We start from the raw sequence: 16,516 nt of genomic DNA, 5'->3' as shown, positions 1-16,516 counted from the left end.
GCCACCATGTCCACGGCGCTCATCCTGGACCTCGACCGTGTCGCCGCCACCCGGCTGTCCTTCTTCCTCGGCATCCCGGCCCTGACCGGCGCGGGTGTCTACGAGCTCAAGGACGCCCTCGGCGCGGGTGTGGGCGCGGCGCCGCTGGCCGTCGGCACGATCGTGTCGTTCGTGGTCGCCTACGCCTCCATCGCCTGGCTGCTGAAGTTCGTCGCCAAGCACTCCTTCAACGCCTTCGTGATCTACCGGATCGTCATCGGCGCGGGCCTGCTCGGCCTGCTCGGCGCGGGCGTGCTCAACGCCTGACCCAACGCTCCTGATCACCCACGGGGTGCGGATGCCTGCATTCAGGCGCCGCACCCCGTGAAAGTTTCCTTACGGAACGCCTTGACAGTCCCGGCACGCAACCCGCAGGATCACTCCCGTGAACCTGTCAGACAGCCAGACAGGTGGTCTGGGTCCCCGGCGTGTGAGCGCCATGGAAGCGGTCCTCGCCCACCTCCGCGGCGCCATCGAGCGCGGCGAGTACGCCGTAGGCGACAAGCTCCCCTCCGAGGCCGAGCTGTGCCGCACCCTCGAGGTGTCCCGGCCCGTGCTGCGCGAGGCGCTGCGCGCGCTGCAGACGATGGGCCTCACGGTCTCCCGGACCGGCAAGGGCACCTTTGTCGTCGCGAACGCCGTGGAGGACCCCACGTTCGGCGACTACGCGGCCAGCGACCTGCTCGAGGTGCGCCGGCACATCGAGATCCCCGTCGCCGGATACGCGGCCGTGCGCCGGACCCCGGAGAACCTGGACCACCTGGCCCATCTGCTCGACCGCATGGAGCGGGAGACGGACACCACGGCCTGGGTGGCGATGGACACCCTCTTCCACCTCGCGATCGCCGAGGCCGCCCAGAACCCGGTCTTCCGCCGGGTCATCGAGGAGATCCGCGACGCACTGGCGCGTCAGTCGGCCTTCCTCAACGAGCTGGGCGGCCGTCGCGAGCAGTCCAACCGCGAGCACCGGGCCATCGTCGAGGCGCTGATCGACGGTTCCGAACACGACGCGGTGGAGGCCATGAGCCACCACCTGGACCGCGTCGAGACGACCCTCACCGACATCGTGCGTCCCCAGCGGACGGACGATCTCCCCACGGAAGGCGGACCCGAGGCGTGAGCGAGCAGCACCTCAAAGACGAGACGCGCCCCTCGTCCGGCCATGTCGACGCCGGAGACGCCGGCTACAGCAAAGGCCTGAAGCACCGGCACGTCAACATGATCGCCATCGGCGGAGCCATCGGCACCGGCCTCTTCCTCGGCGCGGGCGGCCGGCTCGCCGACGCCGGGCCCTCCCTGTTCATCGCCTACGCCGTCTGCGGCGTCTTCGCCTTCCTGGTCGTACGCGCGCTCGGCGAACTCGTCCTGTACCGCCCGTCCTCCGGCGCCTTCGTGTCGTACGCCCGGGAGTTCCTGGGCGAGAAGGGCGCCTACACCGCGGGCTGGATGTACTTCCTGAACTGGGCGACCACCGGCATCGCCGACATCACCGCGGTCGCCACCTACACCCACTACTGGGGCATGTTCTCCGACATCCCGCAGTGGGTGATCGCGCTCATAGCCCTGGCCGTGGTCCTCACCGTGAACCTGATCTCGGTGAGGATCTTCGGCGAACTGGAGTTCTGGTTCGCGATCGTCAAGGTCGGCGCACTCGTGGTCTTCATGTGCATCGGCATCTTCCTGCTGGTCACCCAGCACCCGGTCGCCGGCCACCACCCCGGCCCGTCCCTGATCACGGGCAACGGCGGCATCTTCCCTAACGGCCTGCTGCCGATGCTGCTGATCATCCAGGGTGTCGTCTTCGCCTACGCCTCCGTCGAGCTGGTCGGCGTGGCCGCCGGTGAGACCGAGAGCCCCGAGAAGATCATGCCGAAGGCGATCAACTCGATCATGTGGCGCGTGGGCCTGTTCTACGTCGGCTCCGTCGTCCTGCTGTCCATGCTGATGCCCTGGAACGCCTACAGCGCCGGCGAGAGCCCCTTCGTGACCGTCCTGTCGCACATCGGCATCCCCGCGGCCGGTGACGTGATGAACCTGGTCGTGCTCACCGCCGCCATGTCCTCGCTGAACTCCGGCCTGTATTCCACCGGCCGCATCCTGCGCTCCATGGCCATGAGCGGGTCGGCCCCGAAGTTCACCGCGCGGATGAGCCGCAGTCAGGTGCCGTACGGCGGAATCCTGCTCACCAGCGGTATCTGTGTCCTCGGCGTGGGCCTCAACTACGTCGTCCCCGCCGACGCGTTCGAGATCGTCCTCAACTTCGCGGCGATCGGCATCCTCGCGACCTGGGGCATGATCATGCTGTGTCACCTGCTCTTCTGGCAGAAGACCCAGAAGGGCGAGCTGACCCGGCCGTCGTACCGGCTGCCGGGCTCTCCCTGGACCGAAGTCGTGACGCTGGCGTTCCTCGCCTCCGTCCTGGTCCTCATGTACGCCGACGGCGGCGCCGGACGCACCACCGTGCTCTGTCTGCCGCTGATCGTCGCAAGCCTGGTCGCGGGCTGGTACGGCATCCGCGGCCGGATATCCCGCACGTCCACCGGCGCCGACGCGTGACCCGCGTTCCGGCCGACCCCGACCCATCGATGCAGGCAGTGATGTACAGCAGTTCCCCCGCAGACGCACCCATCGTCCGCGAGCCCCTCCACGCCCCGGTCGCCCACCTCATCCGCGGTGGAGTCGTCGAGGGCATCCACTACGGCTCCGTCGTCGTCCTCGGCGCCCACGGCCGGGTGGAGTTCCAGCTCGGCGACATAGAGGCCGCCTTCTACCCGCGCTCGGCCGTCAAGCCCCTCCAGGCCGTGGCCATGCTGCGGGCCGGGCTGCCGCTCGACGGCGAACTGCTGTCGCTGGCCGCCGCGAGCCACTCCGGCGAGGAACGCCACCTCGCCGGCACCCGGCGCATCCTCGAACTCGCCGGGCTCACCGAGGACGATCTGCGCAACGTCCCCGACATGCCGTTCGACCCGGCCGTCCGGGACGCCTGGGTGCGTGAGGGCCGCATGCCCTCCCGGCTCGCCCAGAACTGCTCCGGGAAGCACGCGGCCATGCTGTGGACCGCCAAGCTCAACGGCTGGTCCCTGGAGGACTATCTCGACCCGAAGCACCCGCTCCAGCAGGCCATCGAGGAGATCGTCGAGGACCTGACCGGCCAGCGGGTCGCCCGGGTCACCGTGGACGGCTGCGGCGCGCCGCTGTTCTCCATCTCCCTGCACGGCCTCGCCCGCGCCCTGTCCCGGATCACCTCGGCCGCCCCCGGCACGCCCGAGGCCCGGGTCGCCGACGCGATGCGCGCACACGCCGAGATGGCCTCCGGCGCGGGGCGTGACGTGGCCGCGCTGATGCGGGCCGTGCCAGGGCTGCTCGCGAAGGACGGCTTCGAGGGCGTGCAGGTCGCTGCCCTTCCTGATGGCCGTGCCATCGCCGTGAAGATCGCGGACGGGGCGAACCGGGCGCGGATTCCGGTCGCGGCGGCGGCGCTCGTTCGCGCGGGCGTGGATCCCGAGTTGCTGACCGAGTTCGCGGGGGAGCCGTTGCTGGGTGGCGGGGAACCGGTGGGTCGTGTGCGTGCGGTGCGTGCGCTGGACCCTGTTGAGCTTCCTGCCTGCGCGTAGGGATTCGCCGATCTCAGAGGGGGACTGCGGGTCGTCGCCGGTCTGCCGGCCGTCTGTGGTTGATCGCGTAGTCCCCCGCGCCCCCATGGGGGCGCCTTCACCTCCGTACCTCAGAAAGAGGACCGTTTCCTCATGACCGCCGCCACCACTCGCAGCGAGCACGACCTGCTCGGCGACCGTGACGTACCCGCCGACGCCTACTGGGGTGTGCACACCCTGCGCGCGACGGAGAACTTCCCCATCACCGGCACCCCGATCTCCGCCTACCCGCATCTGATCGACGCCCTGGCCGCCGTCAAGGAAGCCGCCGCTCTCGCCAACGAGGAACTCGGCCTGCTGGCGCCGGAGAAGGCACGTGCGATCGTCGCCGCCTGCCAGGAGATCCGGGCGGGCAAGCTGCACGACCAGTTCGTCGTCGACGTCATCCAGGGCGGCGCCGGCACGTCCACCAACATGAACGCCAACGAGGTCGTGGCCAACCGGGCGCTGGAGCTGCTCGGTCACGCCAAGGGCGAGTACGCGCATCTGCACCCCAACGAGGACGTCAACCTCGGTCAGTCGACCAACGACGTCTACCCGACCGCCGTCAAGACAGCGACGGTGTTCGCGGTCCGTGGACTGCTCAAGGCGATGGCCGTACTGCAGGACTCGTTCGCCCGTAAGGCCGTCGAGTTCCGTGACGTGCTCAAGATGGGCCGTACACAGTTGCAGGACGCCGTCCCGATGACGCTCGGTCAGGAGTTCTCCGCGTTCGCCGTCATGATCGAGGAGGACCGCAGCCGTCTTGCCGAGGCCGTCGAGTTGATCCATGAGATCAACCTGGGCGCGACGGCCATCGGTACGGGACTCAACGCGCCCGCCGGGTACGCCGAGGCCGCCCGCCGGCACCTGGCCGACATCACCGGCCTGCCGCTGGTCACCGCCGCCAACCTGGTCGAGGCCACCCAGGACTGCGGTGCCTTCGTCCAGATGTCCGGTGTGCTGAAGCGGATCGCGGTCAAGCTCTCCAAGAGCTGCAACGACCTGCGGCTGCTGTCCTCCGGTCCGCGTGCCGGCCTCGGTGAGATCAACCTGCCGCCGGTGCAGGCCGGTTCGTCCATCATGCCGGGCAAGGTCAACCCCGTGATCCCCGAGGTGGTCAACCAGGTCGCCTTCGAGGTGATCGGCAACGACGTCGCCATCACCATGGCCGCCGAGGCCGGACAGCTCCAGCTCAACGCCTTCGAGCCGATCATCCTGCACTCCCTGTCGGAGTCCATCACGCACCTGCAGAGCGCCTGCCTCACCCTGGCCGAGCGGTGCGTGGCCGGCATCACCGCCAACACCGAGCGGCTGCGCGCCACCGTGGAGAACTCCATCGGACTGGTCACCGCCCTCAACCCGCACATCGGATACACGGCCGCCACCGAGATCGCCAAGGAGGCGCTCGTCACCGGCCGGGGCGTGGCCGAACTCGTCCTGGAGAAGGGCCTCCTGCCGGCCGAGCGGCTCGCCGACCTGCTGCGCCCCGAGGTCGTCGCCGGCAGCGGGGCACCTGCCGCCTGACCTGCGGTTACGGGCAGATATCAACCCGTACGCTAGTGGGCTCCAGGGCCGGTCCGGAGGCACAATGGTGATCATGACAACGACGTCGTCCCTCACCTTCCTGCCGGTCCTGGAGCGCATCGCCGAGGAGGTCGAGCGCACGCCCGGCCGCGGCCGGGCCGCCGACTACATCCCGGCCCTCGCCGCCTGCGACCCCCGGCGCTTCGGCATGGCCGTCGCCGAGCTGGACGGCACGGTGTACGGGGTGGGGGAGTGGCGCGAGCCGTTCTCCGCGCAGTCCATCACCAAGGTCTTCACCCTGGCCCTGGACCTGGCCCGTGAGGGTGACGAACTCTGGGAGCACGTGGGCCGCGAGCCCTCCGGCAACCCCTTCAACTCCCTGGTCCAGCTGGAGTACGAGAACGGCATCCCGCGGAATCCTTTCATCAACGCGGGCGCCCTCGTCGTCACCGACCGCCTCCAGACCCGTACCGGAGACGCGGCCGGCGAACTGCTGACCTTTCTGCGCACCGAGACCGGTAACGCCACCCTGGACTTCGACAAGGAGGTCGCCGCCTCCGAGACCGCCCACGGCGACCGCAACGCGGCCCTCGCGCATTTCATGGCGTCCTACGGCAACATCGACAACGACGTGCCGACCCTGCTCGACCAGTACTTCCGGCAGTGCTCCATCACCGCCTCGTGCGCCGACCTGGCCCTCGCCACCGGCTTCCTCGCCCGGCACGGCATCCGCGCCGACGGCGGCCGGCTGCTCACCCGCAGCCAGGCCAAGCAGGTCAACGCCGTGATGCTGACCTGCGGGACGTACGACGCGGCCGGGGACTTCGCCTACCGCGTCGGCCTGCCCGGCAAGAGCGGCGTCGGCGGCGGGATCATCGCCGTCGTACCGGGCCGGTGCACGCTGTGCGTGTGGAGCCCGGGCCTGGACGAGCGCGGCAACTCGGTGGCCGGAGTGGCGGCCCTCGACCGGTTCACCACGCTGACCGGGCTCTCGGTGTTCTGACCGACCCGGACCCATCAGTCCAGGAACTCGTGCAGCAGCGGCAGCAGCAGGGCCGTGCGGCGCATCAGCGCCATGTGGGTGGTGCCGGGCAGCACCGCCAGCCGGGCGTCGGGGATCAGTGCCCGCATCTCGGCCGCGTGCTCGATGCGCACGAAGTCCCTGTCGCCGATGACCAGCAGGGTGGGCGCCCGCAGTCCGCGCAGGTCGTCGGCGCTCCACGGCAGCGGGGTGTGCGCGGCGGCCGAACACTTGGCGAGCAGGTCCTGGAAGTGCCCGGGGTGGGGCGCGACCGCGGCGTACGCGTCCGCCATCTCCTGGAAGTCCTGCGGGCTCGGCAGCCGGGACGAGCCGGAAGCCGGGTCCTGGATCTCCGGGTGGAAACCGTCCTGCCGGTACGGCGCGGAGGCGACGACCAGCCTCCCGACCCGGTCCGGGTGCCGTACGGCCACCTCCAGCGCGGTCAGTCCGCCGAGGCTGAAGCCGAGCAGGTCCGCCTGTGCGATGCCGAGTTCGTCGAGCAGGGCCACCACGTCCGAGGCCAGCACGGGCACCGTCAGCGCACGATCGGTGTCGGCGGTGTGCCCATGGCCCTGGAGTTCGGGGGCGACGACCTGGCGCGCCGCGGCCAGGGCGGACAGGACGGCGCCGAAGGACAGGCCGATGGTGCACACGCCTCCGTGCAGGAGCACCAGGGGCCGGCGTGCGGACGCCTCGCCGTGGACCTCGTAGTACATCTCCAGGCCGTCGGTCTTCGCGTAGGCGGAGCTGCTCGCCACCGTGATCACGTCCTTTCCGTGAGAAACAGGTGAAGAAGTGACCTCCCGTACGCCCGAAAGTCATCGTTGCTCACATGCCGGTCACATGCGGGCCGCCCGCCGGTGAGAGGAGCGTCGCCTTCCGGCCACCCGGCGTTGACACGCTGAAGCAGTGTTGGCCATGGCATTCCCCGTCGATCTCCGCCGCTGCCAGTTGCTCGGGCTGGCCGGCACCGCCTTTCTCGCGCTCGGCGGTGAGACGGCCGGTGCCCTGCCCGTGCAGGATCTCCTGGCACCCGCCTCGGTGCAGGCCGCGGTCGGCCTGGTCGGGGTGTACTTCGGTGTCGTCCTGCTGATAGCGGCCTGGGTGCTCCTCGGCCGCCTGGTGCGCGGCCCCCAGCCGCCCACCCCGCGCGCCCTGCTGCTGGTGCTCGCCGTGTGGACGGCACCGCTGCTGCTCGCGCCACCGTTGTTCAGCCGGGACGTCTACAGCTATCTCGCGCAGGGCGCCATGGTCGACGCCCACATGGACGTCTACGCCCACGGCCCGGCCCAGCTCGGCGGCCCGCTCGCCGACGAGGTGGCCCCGATGTGGCAGCACACCGGCGCCCCCTACGGCCCCGCCTTCATGGCCCTGGCCTCCGCGCTCTCCGGACTGACCCGCGGCCAGTTGCCGGCCGGCCTGCTCGGCATGCGCCTGGTCGCCCTGCTCGGCGTGGCACTGATGGCGGTGGCGCTGCCCCGCCTCGCCCGGCACAGTGGCGCCGACCCGGCCGCCGCCCTCTGGCTCGGTGCCCTCAATCCGCTCGTCCTGCTGCACCTGGTCGCCGGTGCCCACAACGACGCCCTGATGCTCGGTCTGCTGGGGCTCGGCCTGGTGGCCGCGCGCGGGGAACGGCCGGCCGGCGGCGCCGTCGGAGCCGTCCTCGTCACCCTGGCCGCCCTGGTCAAGGCACCGGCCGTGCTCGGACTGCTGGCGGTCGTGGCCCTCCAGGTCCGTTCCGGCCGCCGTCCGCTGCCGGCCGTCCTGACCGCGGCGGCCGCCTCCGCCGTGACGACGGTCGCCGCCACGGCCGTCGCCGGCACCGGCTACGGCTGGATCGGCGCCCTGGCCACCCCCGTCTCCCCGCACAACTGGGCCCTGACCAGCCTGCTCGGCCGCGCCACCGGCGCCCTGCTGGAGCACCTCGGCAGCAGCCTGGCCCCGCTGGCCGTGCCGGCCTGGCATCTGCTCGGCCTCGCCGCCACCGCAGTCGCCGTGGCGCTGATATGGCTACGGCTGCGCGTCAGACCGGTATACGCCCTCGGACTCAGCCTGCTGACGGTCGCCGTGTTCGGCCCGGCGATCCGCCCCTGGTACGTGCTGTGGGGCCTGTTCCTCATCGCCGCCGCCGCGCCCAACACCTCGGTGCGGCACCGGGTCGCGGCCCTGGCCGGCGTCCTCGCCCTCGCCGTCCTGCCCAGCGGCGGCCCGGCCGACGCCGGGCAACTCGTGCTCGCCGTCTCCGGCGGGGTGCTCGGCGTGGTCGTCCTGTGGCAGGCCCACCAGGCGGCCCAGGCCCCGGCACCGGGACACATGGCGTGAGGGGACCGCGTACGACCAGGGGCCGTCTGCTGCTCGTCCTCGTCCTCGGCGCCGCGGTCACCGTGTTCACGGCGACCGTGCCGCTGCTGCGCGATTTCTTCGACCTGCGCGTCTACTACGGCACCGTGCACACCTGGGCACACCACGGCGGGCGGATCTACGACTACCAGGTGCCGGGAACCTCGTACGGCTTCACCTATCCGCCGTTCGCGGCGGTCGCCATGCTGCCGCTGGCGCTGCTGGGCCGTAACGCGGCGATCGTAGCGTCCCTGCTGGCCAACCTGACCGCGTTGGCGGTGATCCTGCGCATCCTGGCCGGACCGGACTGGCGGCGGCACGGCTGGTACCGCTGGTCGCTGTGCCTGTGCCTGCTCGCGCTGTTCGAGCCGCTGCGTGACACCTTCAGCTTCGGCCAGGTCAACCTGGTGCTGCTCGCCCTCGTCCTCGGGGACTGTCTGCTGCTGGCGACCGGCCGGGAGCGCTGGGCGGGCGCCGGGATCGGGCTGGCCGCCGCCGTGAAGCTCACGCCCGCCCTGTTCATCGGCCTGCTGCTGCTCGCCGGGCGGCGCCGGGCGGCCGCTGTCGCGACGGCCGTCGCCCTCGCGGCCACCGCGCTGGCCCACTGGGCGGACCCGCGGGCGTCCCGCTTCTACTGGACCGAGGCACTGTGGGACACCAGCCGGGTGGGCCGACTCGACTACGTGTCCAACCAGTCGATCCAGGGTGTGCTGGCCCGTCTTGGCGAGCCGGGCCGCCCGCTGTGGGCGACGGCGGTCCTGCTGACCCTGTGCGTCTGGGCGTGGCGGACCCGTCAGGCGGTGCGGGCCGGTGACTGGACGGCGGCCTTCGCGCTCACCGGGGCGGCGGCCTGTCTGGTCAGCCCCATCACCTGGGTGCACCACCTGGTGTGGCTGCTGCCGTCCTTCGCGGTGCTGCTCCGCGCCGGGCACCCGCGGATCGCGGGCGCCCTGTACGCGGTGCTGTGCACGAGCGTGGTCTGGCTGTGGTTCGACGACGCCTCCGGCATCGGCGGCTTCCTCGGCAGCAACGCCTACACCTGGATCACGCTGGGGCTGCTGCTCGGCCTGCCGACGGGTCAGTCGCGCGGGGTGCGCTTGCCCCTGGCCCGCAGCGCCACCACCACGGCGGCCCGCAGCGCCACCACCGCGGCGCCGGCGACGAGACCCGCGAGCCCCGCGACGATGGCGGGGCCCGGCCAGCCCGAGCCGTCGTCCGGTGCCTGCGACGTGGCCGCGGCCACCGGTTTGGCCGTCGACGCCGGCCGCGACTTGACGCGCAGCTCGTCCAGCGAGCCGACCGGGTCCACCCTGCCGGCCGCCGCGAAGCCCCAGTCGAGCAGCTCGCGCGCCTCCTGGTACACCGCCAAGCCACCGCCCTCCTGAGGGTTCATCACGGTCACCACCAGCGTGCGGGCGCCATGCCGGGCCGCGGCCACCAGGGTGTTGCCCGCCTTGGTGGTGTAGCCGTTCTTGATGCCGATCAGCCCGGGATACTTCGCCACGCCGTTCGCGCCGGTCAGCAGCCGGTTGGTGTTCTTGATGCCGTACGACGAGCCGTCACCGGGGAAGTACGCCTCGGCGGTGGAGCAGTACCGGGCGAAGTCGGGATTGCGCAGGCCCTCCCGGCCGAAGACCGCCAGGTCGTAGGCGGAGGACACCTGGCCGTCGGCGTCATAGCCGTCGGGGGAGACGACATGGGTGTCCAGGGCGCCGAGCGTGCGCGCCTTGGCCTGCATCTCGGCGGCCGTGGCCTCCCAGCCGCCGTTCAGTGAGGCGAGCACGTGCACGGCGTCGTTGCCGGAGTGGAGGAAGACCCCGCGCCACAGGTCGGACACCCGGTAGGTGAGTCCCTCCCGGACGCCGACCAGGCTGCTGCCCTTGCCGATGTCCGCCAGCTCCGCGTTGCGCACGGTGTGCCGCATGCCGGCGGGCAGGGCGGGCAGCACGGTGAGGGCGAACAGGGTCTTCAGAGTGCTCGCGGGCGGCAGCTTGCGGTGCGCGTCGCTCGCGGCCAGCACCGCCCCGCTGGCGGCGTCGGCCACCACCCAGGACAGCGCGGACACGTCCGGCAGTTCGGGCGTGTCCTGGTGCGGCCGGAGCACGACGCCGGAGCGGTAGAGCTCGTTCGGCCCGGGCATCGCCGCCCGGGGCGCGGGCGGAGCGGGTTCCCCGGTACGGGGCCCGGCGGAGGCGGTGGCCGGGGTGAGTGCCAGCACGCCCGCCACGCACAGGGCACAGGCCGACACGGCCACCCGATGAGAAAGTCCGGTGATCATGTGATCAACGTACGAACGGGTTCGCCGTCTCTCGCGCTGGAAGGGCCGTTCGGCCCACGCGAGCAACCCGTAAGCCGCACCCGGCCGCCTGCGGACAGGCTCAGCCGGTGGGCAGGGTGGGGCGGATCTGCCGCAGGAACGCGGCGTTGTCCGGGGTGGAGCGCAGCCGCTCCAGGAGGGTCTCCAGACCGGACGGACCGCCCTCGCGGGAGCGCAGGACGCGGCGCAGACCGTGGACGGCCGTCAACTCGGCCGGAGTGAGCAGGAGTTCCTCGCGGCGGGTGCCGGTGGCATCGAGGTCCACGGCGGGGAAGAGACGCCGGGCGGCGGATTCCCGGTCCAGGCGCAGCTCCATGTTGCCGGTGCTCTTCAGCTCCTCGAAGTAGTAGCCGTCGGCGCGGGAGCCGGTGTCCACCAGGACGGTGGCGAGGATGGTCAGCGAGCCGCCCTCCTCGGCCTGGCGGGCGGCGCCGAAGAACCGCTTGGGGCCGAGCAGCGCGCTCGCGTCGACACCGCCGCTCAGAGTGCGGCCGCCGGCGGCGGAGGCGTTGTTGTGCGCCCGGCACAGCCGGGTCAGCGAGTCCAGCAGGATCACGACGTCCTCGCCGGCCTCCACCAGGCGCTTGGCCCGCTCGACGACGAGCTCGGCGAGGGCGATGTGCTCCCTGGGCGTCCGGTCGAAGGTGGAGGCGTACACCTCGCCGCGCACCGAGCGGCGCACCTCGGTGACCTCCTCGGGGCGCTCGTCCAGCAGCAGGACGATCAGCCGGCACTCGGGGTGGTTGCCGGCCACGGCGGCAGCGAGCTGCTGGAGCAGCACCGTCTTGCCGCTCTTCGGCGGGGCCACGACGAGTCCGCGCTGGCCCTTGCCGACCGGCGCGAAGAGATCGGTGACGCGCCCGGCCAGTCCGGACCCGGGGTGTTCGAAGCGGATGCGCTCGTGCGGGTGGAGCGGGGTGAGGTCGCGGAAGTGACGCCGGCCGCGCAGGTCCGCCGGGTCGTGTCCGTCGACGCGGGTGACCTCGGTCAGCGCGCGCCGGTCACCCCGGACGCCTTCGACTAGATCGCCCTTGCGCAGCCCATGGCGCCGGATCAGGTTCGGCGGGACCTGGGGATCGGCGGGGGAGGTAAGCAGGTGCGCGGCCCGCAGGTACCCCTTCCCCTGCGCGTCGATGTCGAGGACACCGGTGACGAGCCGGGCGGCCGGGGCCTGCTGGACCACGGGAGGGTGTTCGAGTGTGGTGGTCATGGTGGGAGGTCCTTTCACGGACGGAGGAAGAAGACCGGGGAGGGGGGAGAGGCCGCGAGCGGGAGGCCTTGACAGCTGCCTCCGGGCGGCGGGAACGCCACCTCGGGTACGGCGGAAACGCCCTGGTCACGAGGTGCTGCAGAGAAGAAGCCCGGGCCGGTCGGAAGCCTCGGCCGAGGGGCTGATGGAGAAGAGGCGGCATCGGTGTCCGTACGACGGGACACGCACATGCGCTGATCGCACTATACCCGTGCGCTCGGTTCGGTCAACATGATGACGTCCGCGTCGATTCCCGCCCCGAGCCGATACCGCTCTTCCCCGAGCCACACAGCTCTTCCGCCCGACCGTCAGGAGAACAACCCGTGGAAACCTCTCCCGCCCGGCCCCCGCACCGCCTCGACCCCGCAGGAGGCTGCCCGCACACCGTCAACGCGCGGCTGCTGTCCCGCGGTGCCGTGGCCCGGGTGGAACTGCCCAGCGGGATCGAGGGGATTGCCGTACTCGGGCACGAGGCGCTGAAGGAGTTCCTGCAGCATCCCGGAGTCGCCAAGAACGCCCGCCACTTCGCGGACCTGCGCGAGGGCCGGATTCCCGCGGGCTGGCCGCTGCTGACGTTCGCCACCGTGCCGGGCATGACCACCGCGGACGGCGAGGACCACCGGCGGCTGCGGTCCCTGGTCGGCCGCGCCTTCACACCCCGTCGTGTCGAGCAACTGCGGCCCCGGATCGAGCAGTTGACCGCCTCCCTGCTGGACGACCTGGCCGGCGCCGCGAAGGCCGCGGACGGCATCGCCGATCTGCGGCGGCACTTCGCCCTGCCCCTGCCGATGGGAGTCATCTGCGAACTCCTCGGCGTGGGCGCCGCGTTCCGCGACCGGCTGCACCACCTCAGCGACCAGGTCGTGGCCACCGACATCGAGCCGGCCGAGGCCATCGCCGCCAACCGCGAACTCGTCGCGCTCCTGGGCGAGATCGCGGCGGCGAAGGCCGCGGCGCCCGCCGACGACCTCACCAGCGCGCTCATCGCCGCCCGCGACGAGGGCGGCGACCGGCTCGGCGATCAGGAGCTGATCGGCACCCTCCTGCTGATGATCGTGGCCGGACACGAGACGACGCTCAACCTGATCACCAACGCCGTACGCGCCCTGTGCGCCCACCGCGACCAGCTCCACCTCGTGCGCACGGGCGAGGCGAGCTGGGCCGACGTGGTCGAGGAGACCCTGCGCTGGGACGCACCGGTCAGCTACTTCCCGTTCCGCTACCCGGTGCGGGACCTGACCGTCGACGGCACACTCATACCCGCCGGCACCCCCGTCCTCGCCGGCTACTCCGCCGCCGGCCGCGACCCCGCCGCGCACGGCCCCGACGCCGACCGCTTCGACGTCATCCGCCCCGCCCGGCCCGACGCGGTACGCCATCTCTCGCTCGGGCACGGTGCGCACTACTGCCTCGGCGCGCCGCTCGCCCGGCTGGAGGCCGGCATCGCGCTGGAGCGGCTCTTCACCCGCTTCCCCGACCTCGAACTCGCCGCACCCGAAGCCGACCTGGCCCCGCACGCCGGCTTCGTCGGCAACAGCGTGCGCACCCTGCCGGTCCGGCTCGCACCCGCCGGATCCCCCGGGGCCTGAGCGGCATACCAGCCATACGAACCCCATCGGCACCGCGTACTGCGTCTCCTCCGGCTCGGCGCCGTGATGCACCTCGGCGCGCTCCGGGCCGGCGCGCCGTTCGTCATCCTCAAACTCATCCCGCTGCTGCGGGAGCCGGCGCTTTCGCCGGATGCTCACCCGGGTCGAGCCGCGCACGCTGGTCATGGGCGGACCGCTGCCGACGGCCGCCGGCCAGTTCCGGATCGCCGCACTGCCCGTCACGACCGCCTTGCTCGCGGGACCGGCGTGGCGAGCGGGGCCACCAGTCCGGTCCGCGAGTTGGGGCTGGGGCCTCGGGCCGCCTTCGTCAACGCCGGCGGCCGCGTGAGCCACGCAGAGGACAATGGAGGGCCGGGGGCCCCGGCCCTTCCGCTTCCGCGGGTCCGGCAGGTCATGGAACCGCATCAGACATCCCCAGACCATAACGATCCCGAACGTCAGGGGACTTGACCGTCAACCGTGAACTATGTTCAAGACATGTCCACGCCACCGCAGCCGGCCGACCAGCCGACGCCGCAACCCCAGCAGCCCGCGCAGGCGCCGACCGTCCCGCCGCAGCCGACGGCCTACCCCTACCCGAACCCGCAGTCCCCGCCGCCGGGCACCTTCTACGCCCAGCCCACGCTGGTCGGCCAGCCCGCCGCCCGGCCGCAGCCGGGACAGTTCGGTCAGCCGGGTTAGTTCGGTCAGTCGGGTCAGCCGCAGCCGGGGAACCCCTACGCCCAGGCTCCTCGGTTCGGGGCCGCGGTGCCGCCCGTGCCCGCGTCCGGTGGCGGCGGGGCCGGCAGGGCGGTGCTGTGGGCCGCGATCGGCGCGGTCGTCGCCTCCGCCGCCTGGGCGGGCGGAGTGTTCCTCGTCGGCGGCAAGGGCGACAGCGCGGACCTGCGTGGCTACTCGGCGCCGTCCAACATGTGCTCCAGCGCCGACTACTCCTCCTTCAAGGACAAGTATCCGGAGGACGACTCCTCCCCGACCAAGACCTCGCTCAAGAACGTGGCGCTGGACGAGGGTTTCTGCAGCGTGGGCCTGAAGAAGTCGGGGTCCTCCTATGCCGACGCCTATCTGTCCATGCAGCTGGACCTGCACAAGAAGACCGACCCGGGGCCCGAGTTCACGGCCACGTGGAAGAACTACGGTGACAGCCACACCGGTTACGACGTCTCCCCGGTCAGCGGCATCGGCGACGAGGCCTATCTGGTCAGCCAGGACACCACCAGCGGCTCCTCCAGCAGCGGTTCCCGCTACGCCACGCTCGCCGTCCGCGACGGCTGGGTGACGTACACCATGAGCTACAGCGCCTACCTCACCTCCTACGACCAGGACAAGAACCCGCCCGCGCTCAGGGACGTGGACGAGTGGCTGAAGAAGGACGCCAAGGCCACGCTTGGCCGGCTGAAGGGCTGACCCGGTCGACCTCAGGCCTGGTCCAGCGCGTTCGTGATGGCCTTCACGCCGCCGTGCGCCGGCCCGAGCGGCACCGGGAGCGGCTCGTCGAGTGAGGCCCCCACCGTCCGCACCGTCTCGCGCGGCCCGCGGTGCGCCGGGTCGGCGTGCCGGTTGTGGTGCCAGTACACGGCCTCGACCAGCGGCACCTGCGGGAATGGCGTCGGCACGGCGATACAGCGGGGCGGCGGCCCGTTCACGCCGACCGCGCCTCCGCCTCCTTCGCGATCTCGCCGAACCGCGCGCCCATGGCCTCGGCGAGGGCGCGCGCCCCGGACAGGGGACGGACCATGACCATGAGCTCGTCGATCAGGCCCTCCTCGTTCACATGGAGGAAGTCGCAGCCGGTCAGCTCGCGGTCGCCCACCCGGGCGGTGAAGACCAGCGCGTGGTCGGGGGCGGCCGGGTCGCCGATCTCCCGGACGTAGCGGAAGTCCTCGAAGACCTGGGAGACCGCGCGCAGGATCGCCGCGGTGATCGCCTTGCCCGGATACGGCTTGAAGACGACCGGGCTGGTGAAGACGACGTCCTCGGCCAGCAGTGCCTCGACCGCATCGATGTCGCCGGCCTCGACCGCGGCACGGAACGCATGCATCGGATCACCTCGCAGAGTCAGTGAGCTCAGTGAGCTAGTCAATTAATTGAATAGGTGCGGATGAGATTAATCAACGGCTGCTAGCCTGTCCATATGTCGCTCAAGTACGCCGTCCTCGCCGCCTTGCTGGAGGGCGAGGCCTCGGGCTACGAGCTGTCGAAGTCGTTCGACGTCTCGCTCGCGAACTTCTGGCCCGCCACCCCGCAGCAGCTCTACCGCGAGCTGGAGCGCCTGGCGCAGGACGGGCTCGTCCAGGCCCGGACGGTGCAGCAGGAGCGGCGGCCGAACAAGCGGATGTTCACGCTCACCGAGGCCGGCCGGGCCGAGCTGGACGCCTTCGCCGCCGAGCCGCCGAAGCGGCCCACCGCCATCCGTGACGAACTCCTCATCAAGATCCAGGCGATGGGCGGCGGCGATCCGGAGGTCACCCGCGCGCTGATCGAGGAGCGCATGGGCTGGGCGCGCGGAAAGCTCGACCGCTACCGGCGGGTGCAGCGCCGTCTCCTGGACGGGCGGACCGAGGAGGAGTACCTGAGCGGCGTCGACCGCGTCGGCCCCTACCTCACCCTCATGGCCGGGATCGGCTTCGAGGAGGAGAACCTGCGCTGGTGCGAGCGGGTTCTGGCGGTCCTGGCGCAGCGTGTGGCCCTAGAAGTCTTATGAAGATCTTGGGGTTCTGGCCCCGCCGCGTGAGCGGCGGGGCCAGACTCGTTTTCGTGGTGATGGGAGAATGGGCCGGGGAG

16 protein-coding genes and 1 pseudogene are annotated in these 16,516 nt (G+C 71.6%); 12 read left to right on the top strand and 5 right to left on the bottom strand.

Features of this window, described 5'->3' with window-relative positions; genetic code table 11:
* The 6 genes from AB0M27_RS42475 to AB0M27_RS42450 all read left to right on the top strand — a co-directional run.
* Positions 1-306: undecaprenyl-diphosphate phosphatase (locus AB0M27_RS42475; RefSeq protein WP_365730713.1), on the top strand; the 306-nt coding region annotated here is incomplete at its 5' end.
* 172 nt (positions 307-478) lie between these two features.
* Positions 479-1,159 (top strand): FadR/GntR family transcriptional regulator, encoded by a 681-nt coding sequence (locus AB0M27_RS42470; protein ID WP_365730716.1) that lies wholly within the window; start codon positions 479-481, stop codon positions 1,157-1,159.
* The gene (locus AB0M27_RS42465) at positions 1,156-2,595 is read left to right on the top strand and encodes an amino acid permease (protein ID WP_365730711.1); all 1,440 of its coding nucleotides are present in this window, start codon (positions 1,156-1,158) and stop codon (positions 2,593-2,595) included. Before AB0M27_RS42470 ends, AB0M27_RS42465 begins: the two co-directional genes overlap by 4 nt.
* Positions 2,596-2,636: 41 nt before the next feature.
* Entirely contained in the window at positions 2,637-3,653 is a 1,017-nt protein-coding gene (locus AB0M27_RS42460) for an asparaginase (RefSeq protein ID WP_365730709.1), read from the top strand.
* 132 nt (positions 3,654-3,785) lie between these two features.
* The gene (aspA, locus tag AB0M27_RS42455) at positions 3,786-5,198 is read left to right on the top strand and encodes an aspartate ammonia-lyase (RefSeq protein WP_365730707.1); all 1,413 of its coding nucleotides are present in this window, start codon (positions 3,786-3,788) and stop codon (positions 5,196-5,198) included.
* A gap of 64 nt (positions 5,199-5,262) precedes the next feature.
* Positions 5,263-6,201, top strand: coding sequence for a glutaminase (locus AB0M27_RS42450; RefSeq protein ID WP_365730706.1), 939 nt, complete (start codon positions 5,263-5,265; stop codon positions 6,199-6,201).
* A gap of 14 nt (positions 6,202-6,215) precedes the next feature.
* Here AB0M27_RS42450 and AB0M27_RS42445 read toward each other — a convergent pair whose 3' ends face one another.
* Positions 6,216-6,977 (bottom strand): alpha/beta fold hydrolase, encoded by a 762-nt coding sequence (locus tag AB0M27_RS42445; RefSeq protein WP_365730704.1) that lies wholly within the window; start codon positions 6,975-6,977, stop codon positions 6,216-6,218.
* A gap of 160 nt (positions 6,978-7,137) precedes the next feature.
* Between AB0M27_RS42445 and mptB the strand changes: the two genes are divergently transcribed.
* Positions 7,138-8,541: a polyprenol phosphomannose-dependent alpha 1,6 mannosyltransferase MptB gene (mptB, locus tag AB0M27_RS42440; RefSeq protein WP_365730702.1), complete on the top strand. Its 1,404-nt coding sequence runs from the start codon at positions 7,138-7,140 to the stop codon at positions 8,539-8,541.
* Positions 8,538-9,944: a glycosyltransferase family 87 protein gene (locus AB0M27_RS42435; RefSeq protein ID WP_365730700.1), complete on the top strand. Its 1,407-nt coding sequence runs from the start codon at positions 8,538-8,540 to the stop codon at positions 9,942-9,944. Before mptB ends, AB0M27_RS42435 begins: the two co-directional genes overlap by 4 nt.
* Positions 9,945-9,955: 11 nt before the next feature.
* On the opposite strand, the pseudogene AB0M27_RS42430 reads toward AB0M27_RS42435, so the two are convergent.
* Together AB0M27_RS42430 and rho are read right to left on the bottom strand one after the other, a co-directional pair.
* Positions 9,956-10,699, bottom strand: a pseudogene (locus tag AB0M27_RS42430) (serine hydrolase); the annotation flags it as partial.
* A 238-nt stretch (positions 10,700-10,937) separates the two neighbouring features.
* Positions 10,938-12,086, bottom strand: a complete 1,149-nt coding sequence (rho, locus tag AB0M27_RS42425; protein ID WP_365730698.1) for a transcription termination factor Rho — start codon at positions 12,084-12,086, stop codon at positions 10,938-10,940.
* A 362-nt stretch (positions 12,087-12,448) separates the two neighbouring features.
* Here rho and AB0M27_RS42420 point away from each other — a divergent pair, with 362 nt between their 5' ends.
* The 3 genes from AB0M27_RS42420 (at position 12,449) to AB0M27_RS42410 (ending at position 15,139) form a co-directional block, all read left to right on the top strand.
* On the top strand, positions 12,449-13,714 hold the full coding sequence (locus AB0M27_RS42420) for a cytochrome P450 (protein ID WP_365730696.1): 1,266 nt from the start codon (positions 12,449-12,451) through the stop codon (positions 13,712-13,714).
* 498 nt (positions 13,715-14,212) lie between these two features.
* Positions 14,213-14,416, top strand: a complete 204-nt coding sequence (locus AB0M27_RS42415; RefSeq protein WP_365730694.1) for a hypothetical protein — start codon at positions 14,213-14,215, stop codon at positions 14,414-14,416.
* A gap of 75 nt (positions 14,417-14,491) precedes the next feature.
* Positions 14,492-15,139, top strand: a complete 648-nt coding sequence (locus AB0M27_RS42410) for a hypothetical protein (RefSeq protein ID WP_365730692.1) — start codon at positions 14,492-14,494, stop codon at positions 15,137-15,139.
* A gap of 11 nt (positions 15,140-15,150) precedes the next feature.
* On the opposite strand, the gene AB0M27_RS42405 is transcribed toward AB0M27_RS42410, so the two are convergent.
* Together AB0M27_RS42405 and AB0M27_RS42400 are read right to left on the bottom strand one after the other, a co-directional pair.
* On the bottom strand, positions 15,151-15,348 hold the full coding sequence (locus AB0M27_RS42405; RefSeq protein WP_365730690.1) for a hypothetical protein: 198 nt from the start codon (positions 15,346-15,348) through the stop codon (positions 15,151-15,153).
* 26 nt (positions 15,349-15,374) lie between these two features.
* Entirely contained in the window at positions 15,375-15,773 is a 399-nt protein-coding gene (locus AB0M27_RS42400; protein WP_365730688.1) for a nuclear transport factor 2 family protein, read from the bottom strand.
* A gap of 93 nt (positions 15,774-15,866) precedes the next feature.
* Here AB0M27_RS42400 and AB0M27_RS42395 point away from each other — a divergent pair, with 93 nt between their 5' ends.
* On the top strand, positions 15,867-16,436 hold the full coding sequence (locus AB0M27_RS42395) for a PadR family transcriptional regulator (protein ID WP_365730686.1): 570 nt from the start codon (positions 15,867-15,869) through the stop codon (positions 16,434-16,436).
* The last annotated feature ends 80 nt before the right edge of the window (positions 16,437-16,516 follow it).

It is taken from the genome of Streptomyces sp. NPDC052107, from assembly GCF_040680215.1.
GTDB lineage: Bacteria > Actinomycetota > Actinomycetes > Streptomycetales > Streptomycetaceae > Streptomyces.
Note: the sequence above shows the minus strand (reverse complement) of the source record. Positions and strands in the feature narration are given on the sequence as shown.

Coding starts and splice junctions, on each gene's coding strand:
- AB0M27_RS42470 (WP_365730716.1), top strand. CDS start 479: ATGGAAGCGGTCCTCGCCCACCTCCGCGGCGCCATCGAGCGCGGCGAG.
- AB0M27_RS42460 (WP_365730709.1), top strand. CDS start 2,637: ATGTACAGCAGTTCCCCCGCAGACGCACCCATCGTCCGCGAGCCCCTC.
- aspA (WP_365730707.1), top strand. CDS start 3,786: ATGACCGCCGCCACCACTCGCAGCGAGCACGACCTGCTCGGCGACCGT.
- AB0M27_RS42450 (WP_365730706.1), top strand. CDS start 5,263: ATGGTGATCATGACAACGACGTCGTCCCTCACCTTCCTGCCGGTCCTG.
- mptB (WP_365730702.1), top strand. CDS start 7,138: ATGGCATTCCCCGTCGATCTCCGCCGCTGCCAGTTGCTCGGGCTGGCC.
- rho (WP_365730698.1), bottom strand. CDS start 12,086: ATGACCACCACACTCGAACACCCTCCCGTGGTCCAGCAGGCCCCGGCC.
- AB0M27_RS42415 (WP_365730694.1), top strand. CDS start 14,213: ATGTCCACGCCACCGCAGCCGGCCGACCAGCCGACGCCGCAACCCCAG.
- AB0M27_RS42400 (WP_365730688.1), bottom strand. CDS start 15,773: ATGCATGCGTTCCGTGCCGCGGTCGAGGCCGGCGACATCGATGCGGTC.
- AB0M27_RS42395 (WP_365730686.1), top strand. CDS start 15,867: ATGTCGCTCAAGTACGCCGTCCTCGCCGCCTTGCTGGAGGGCGAGGCC.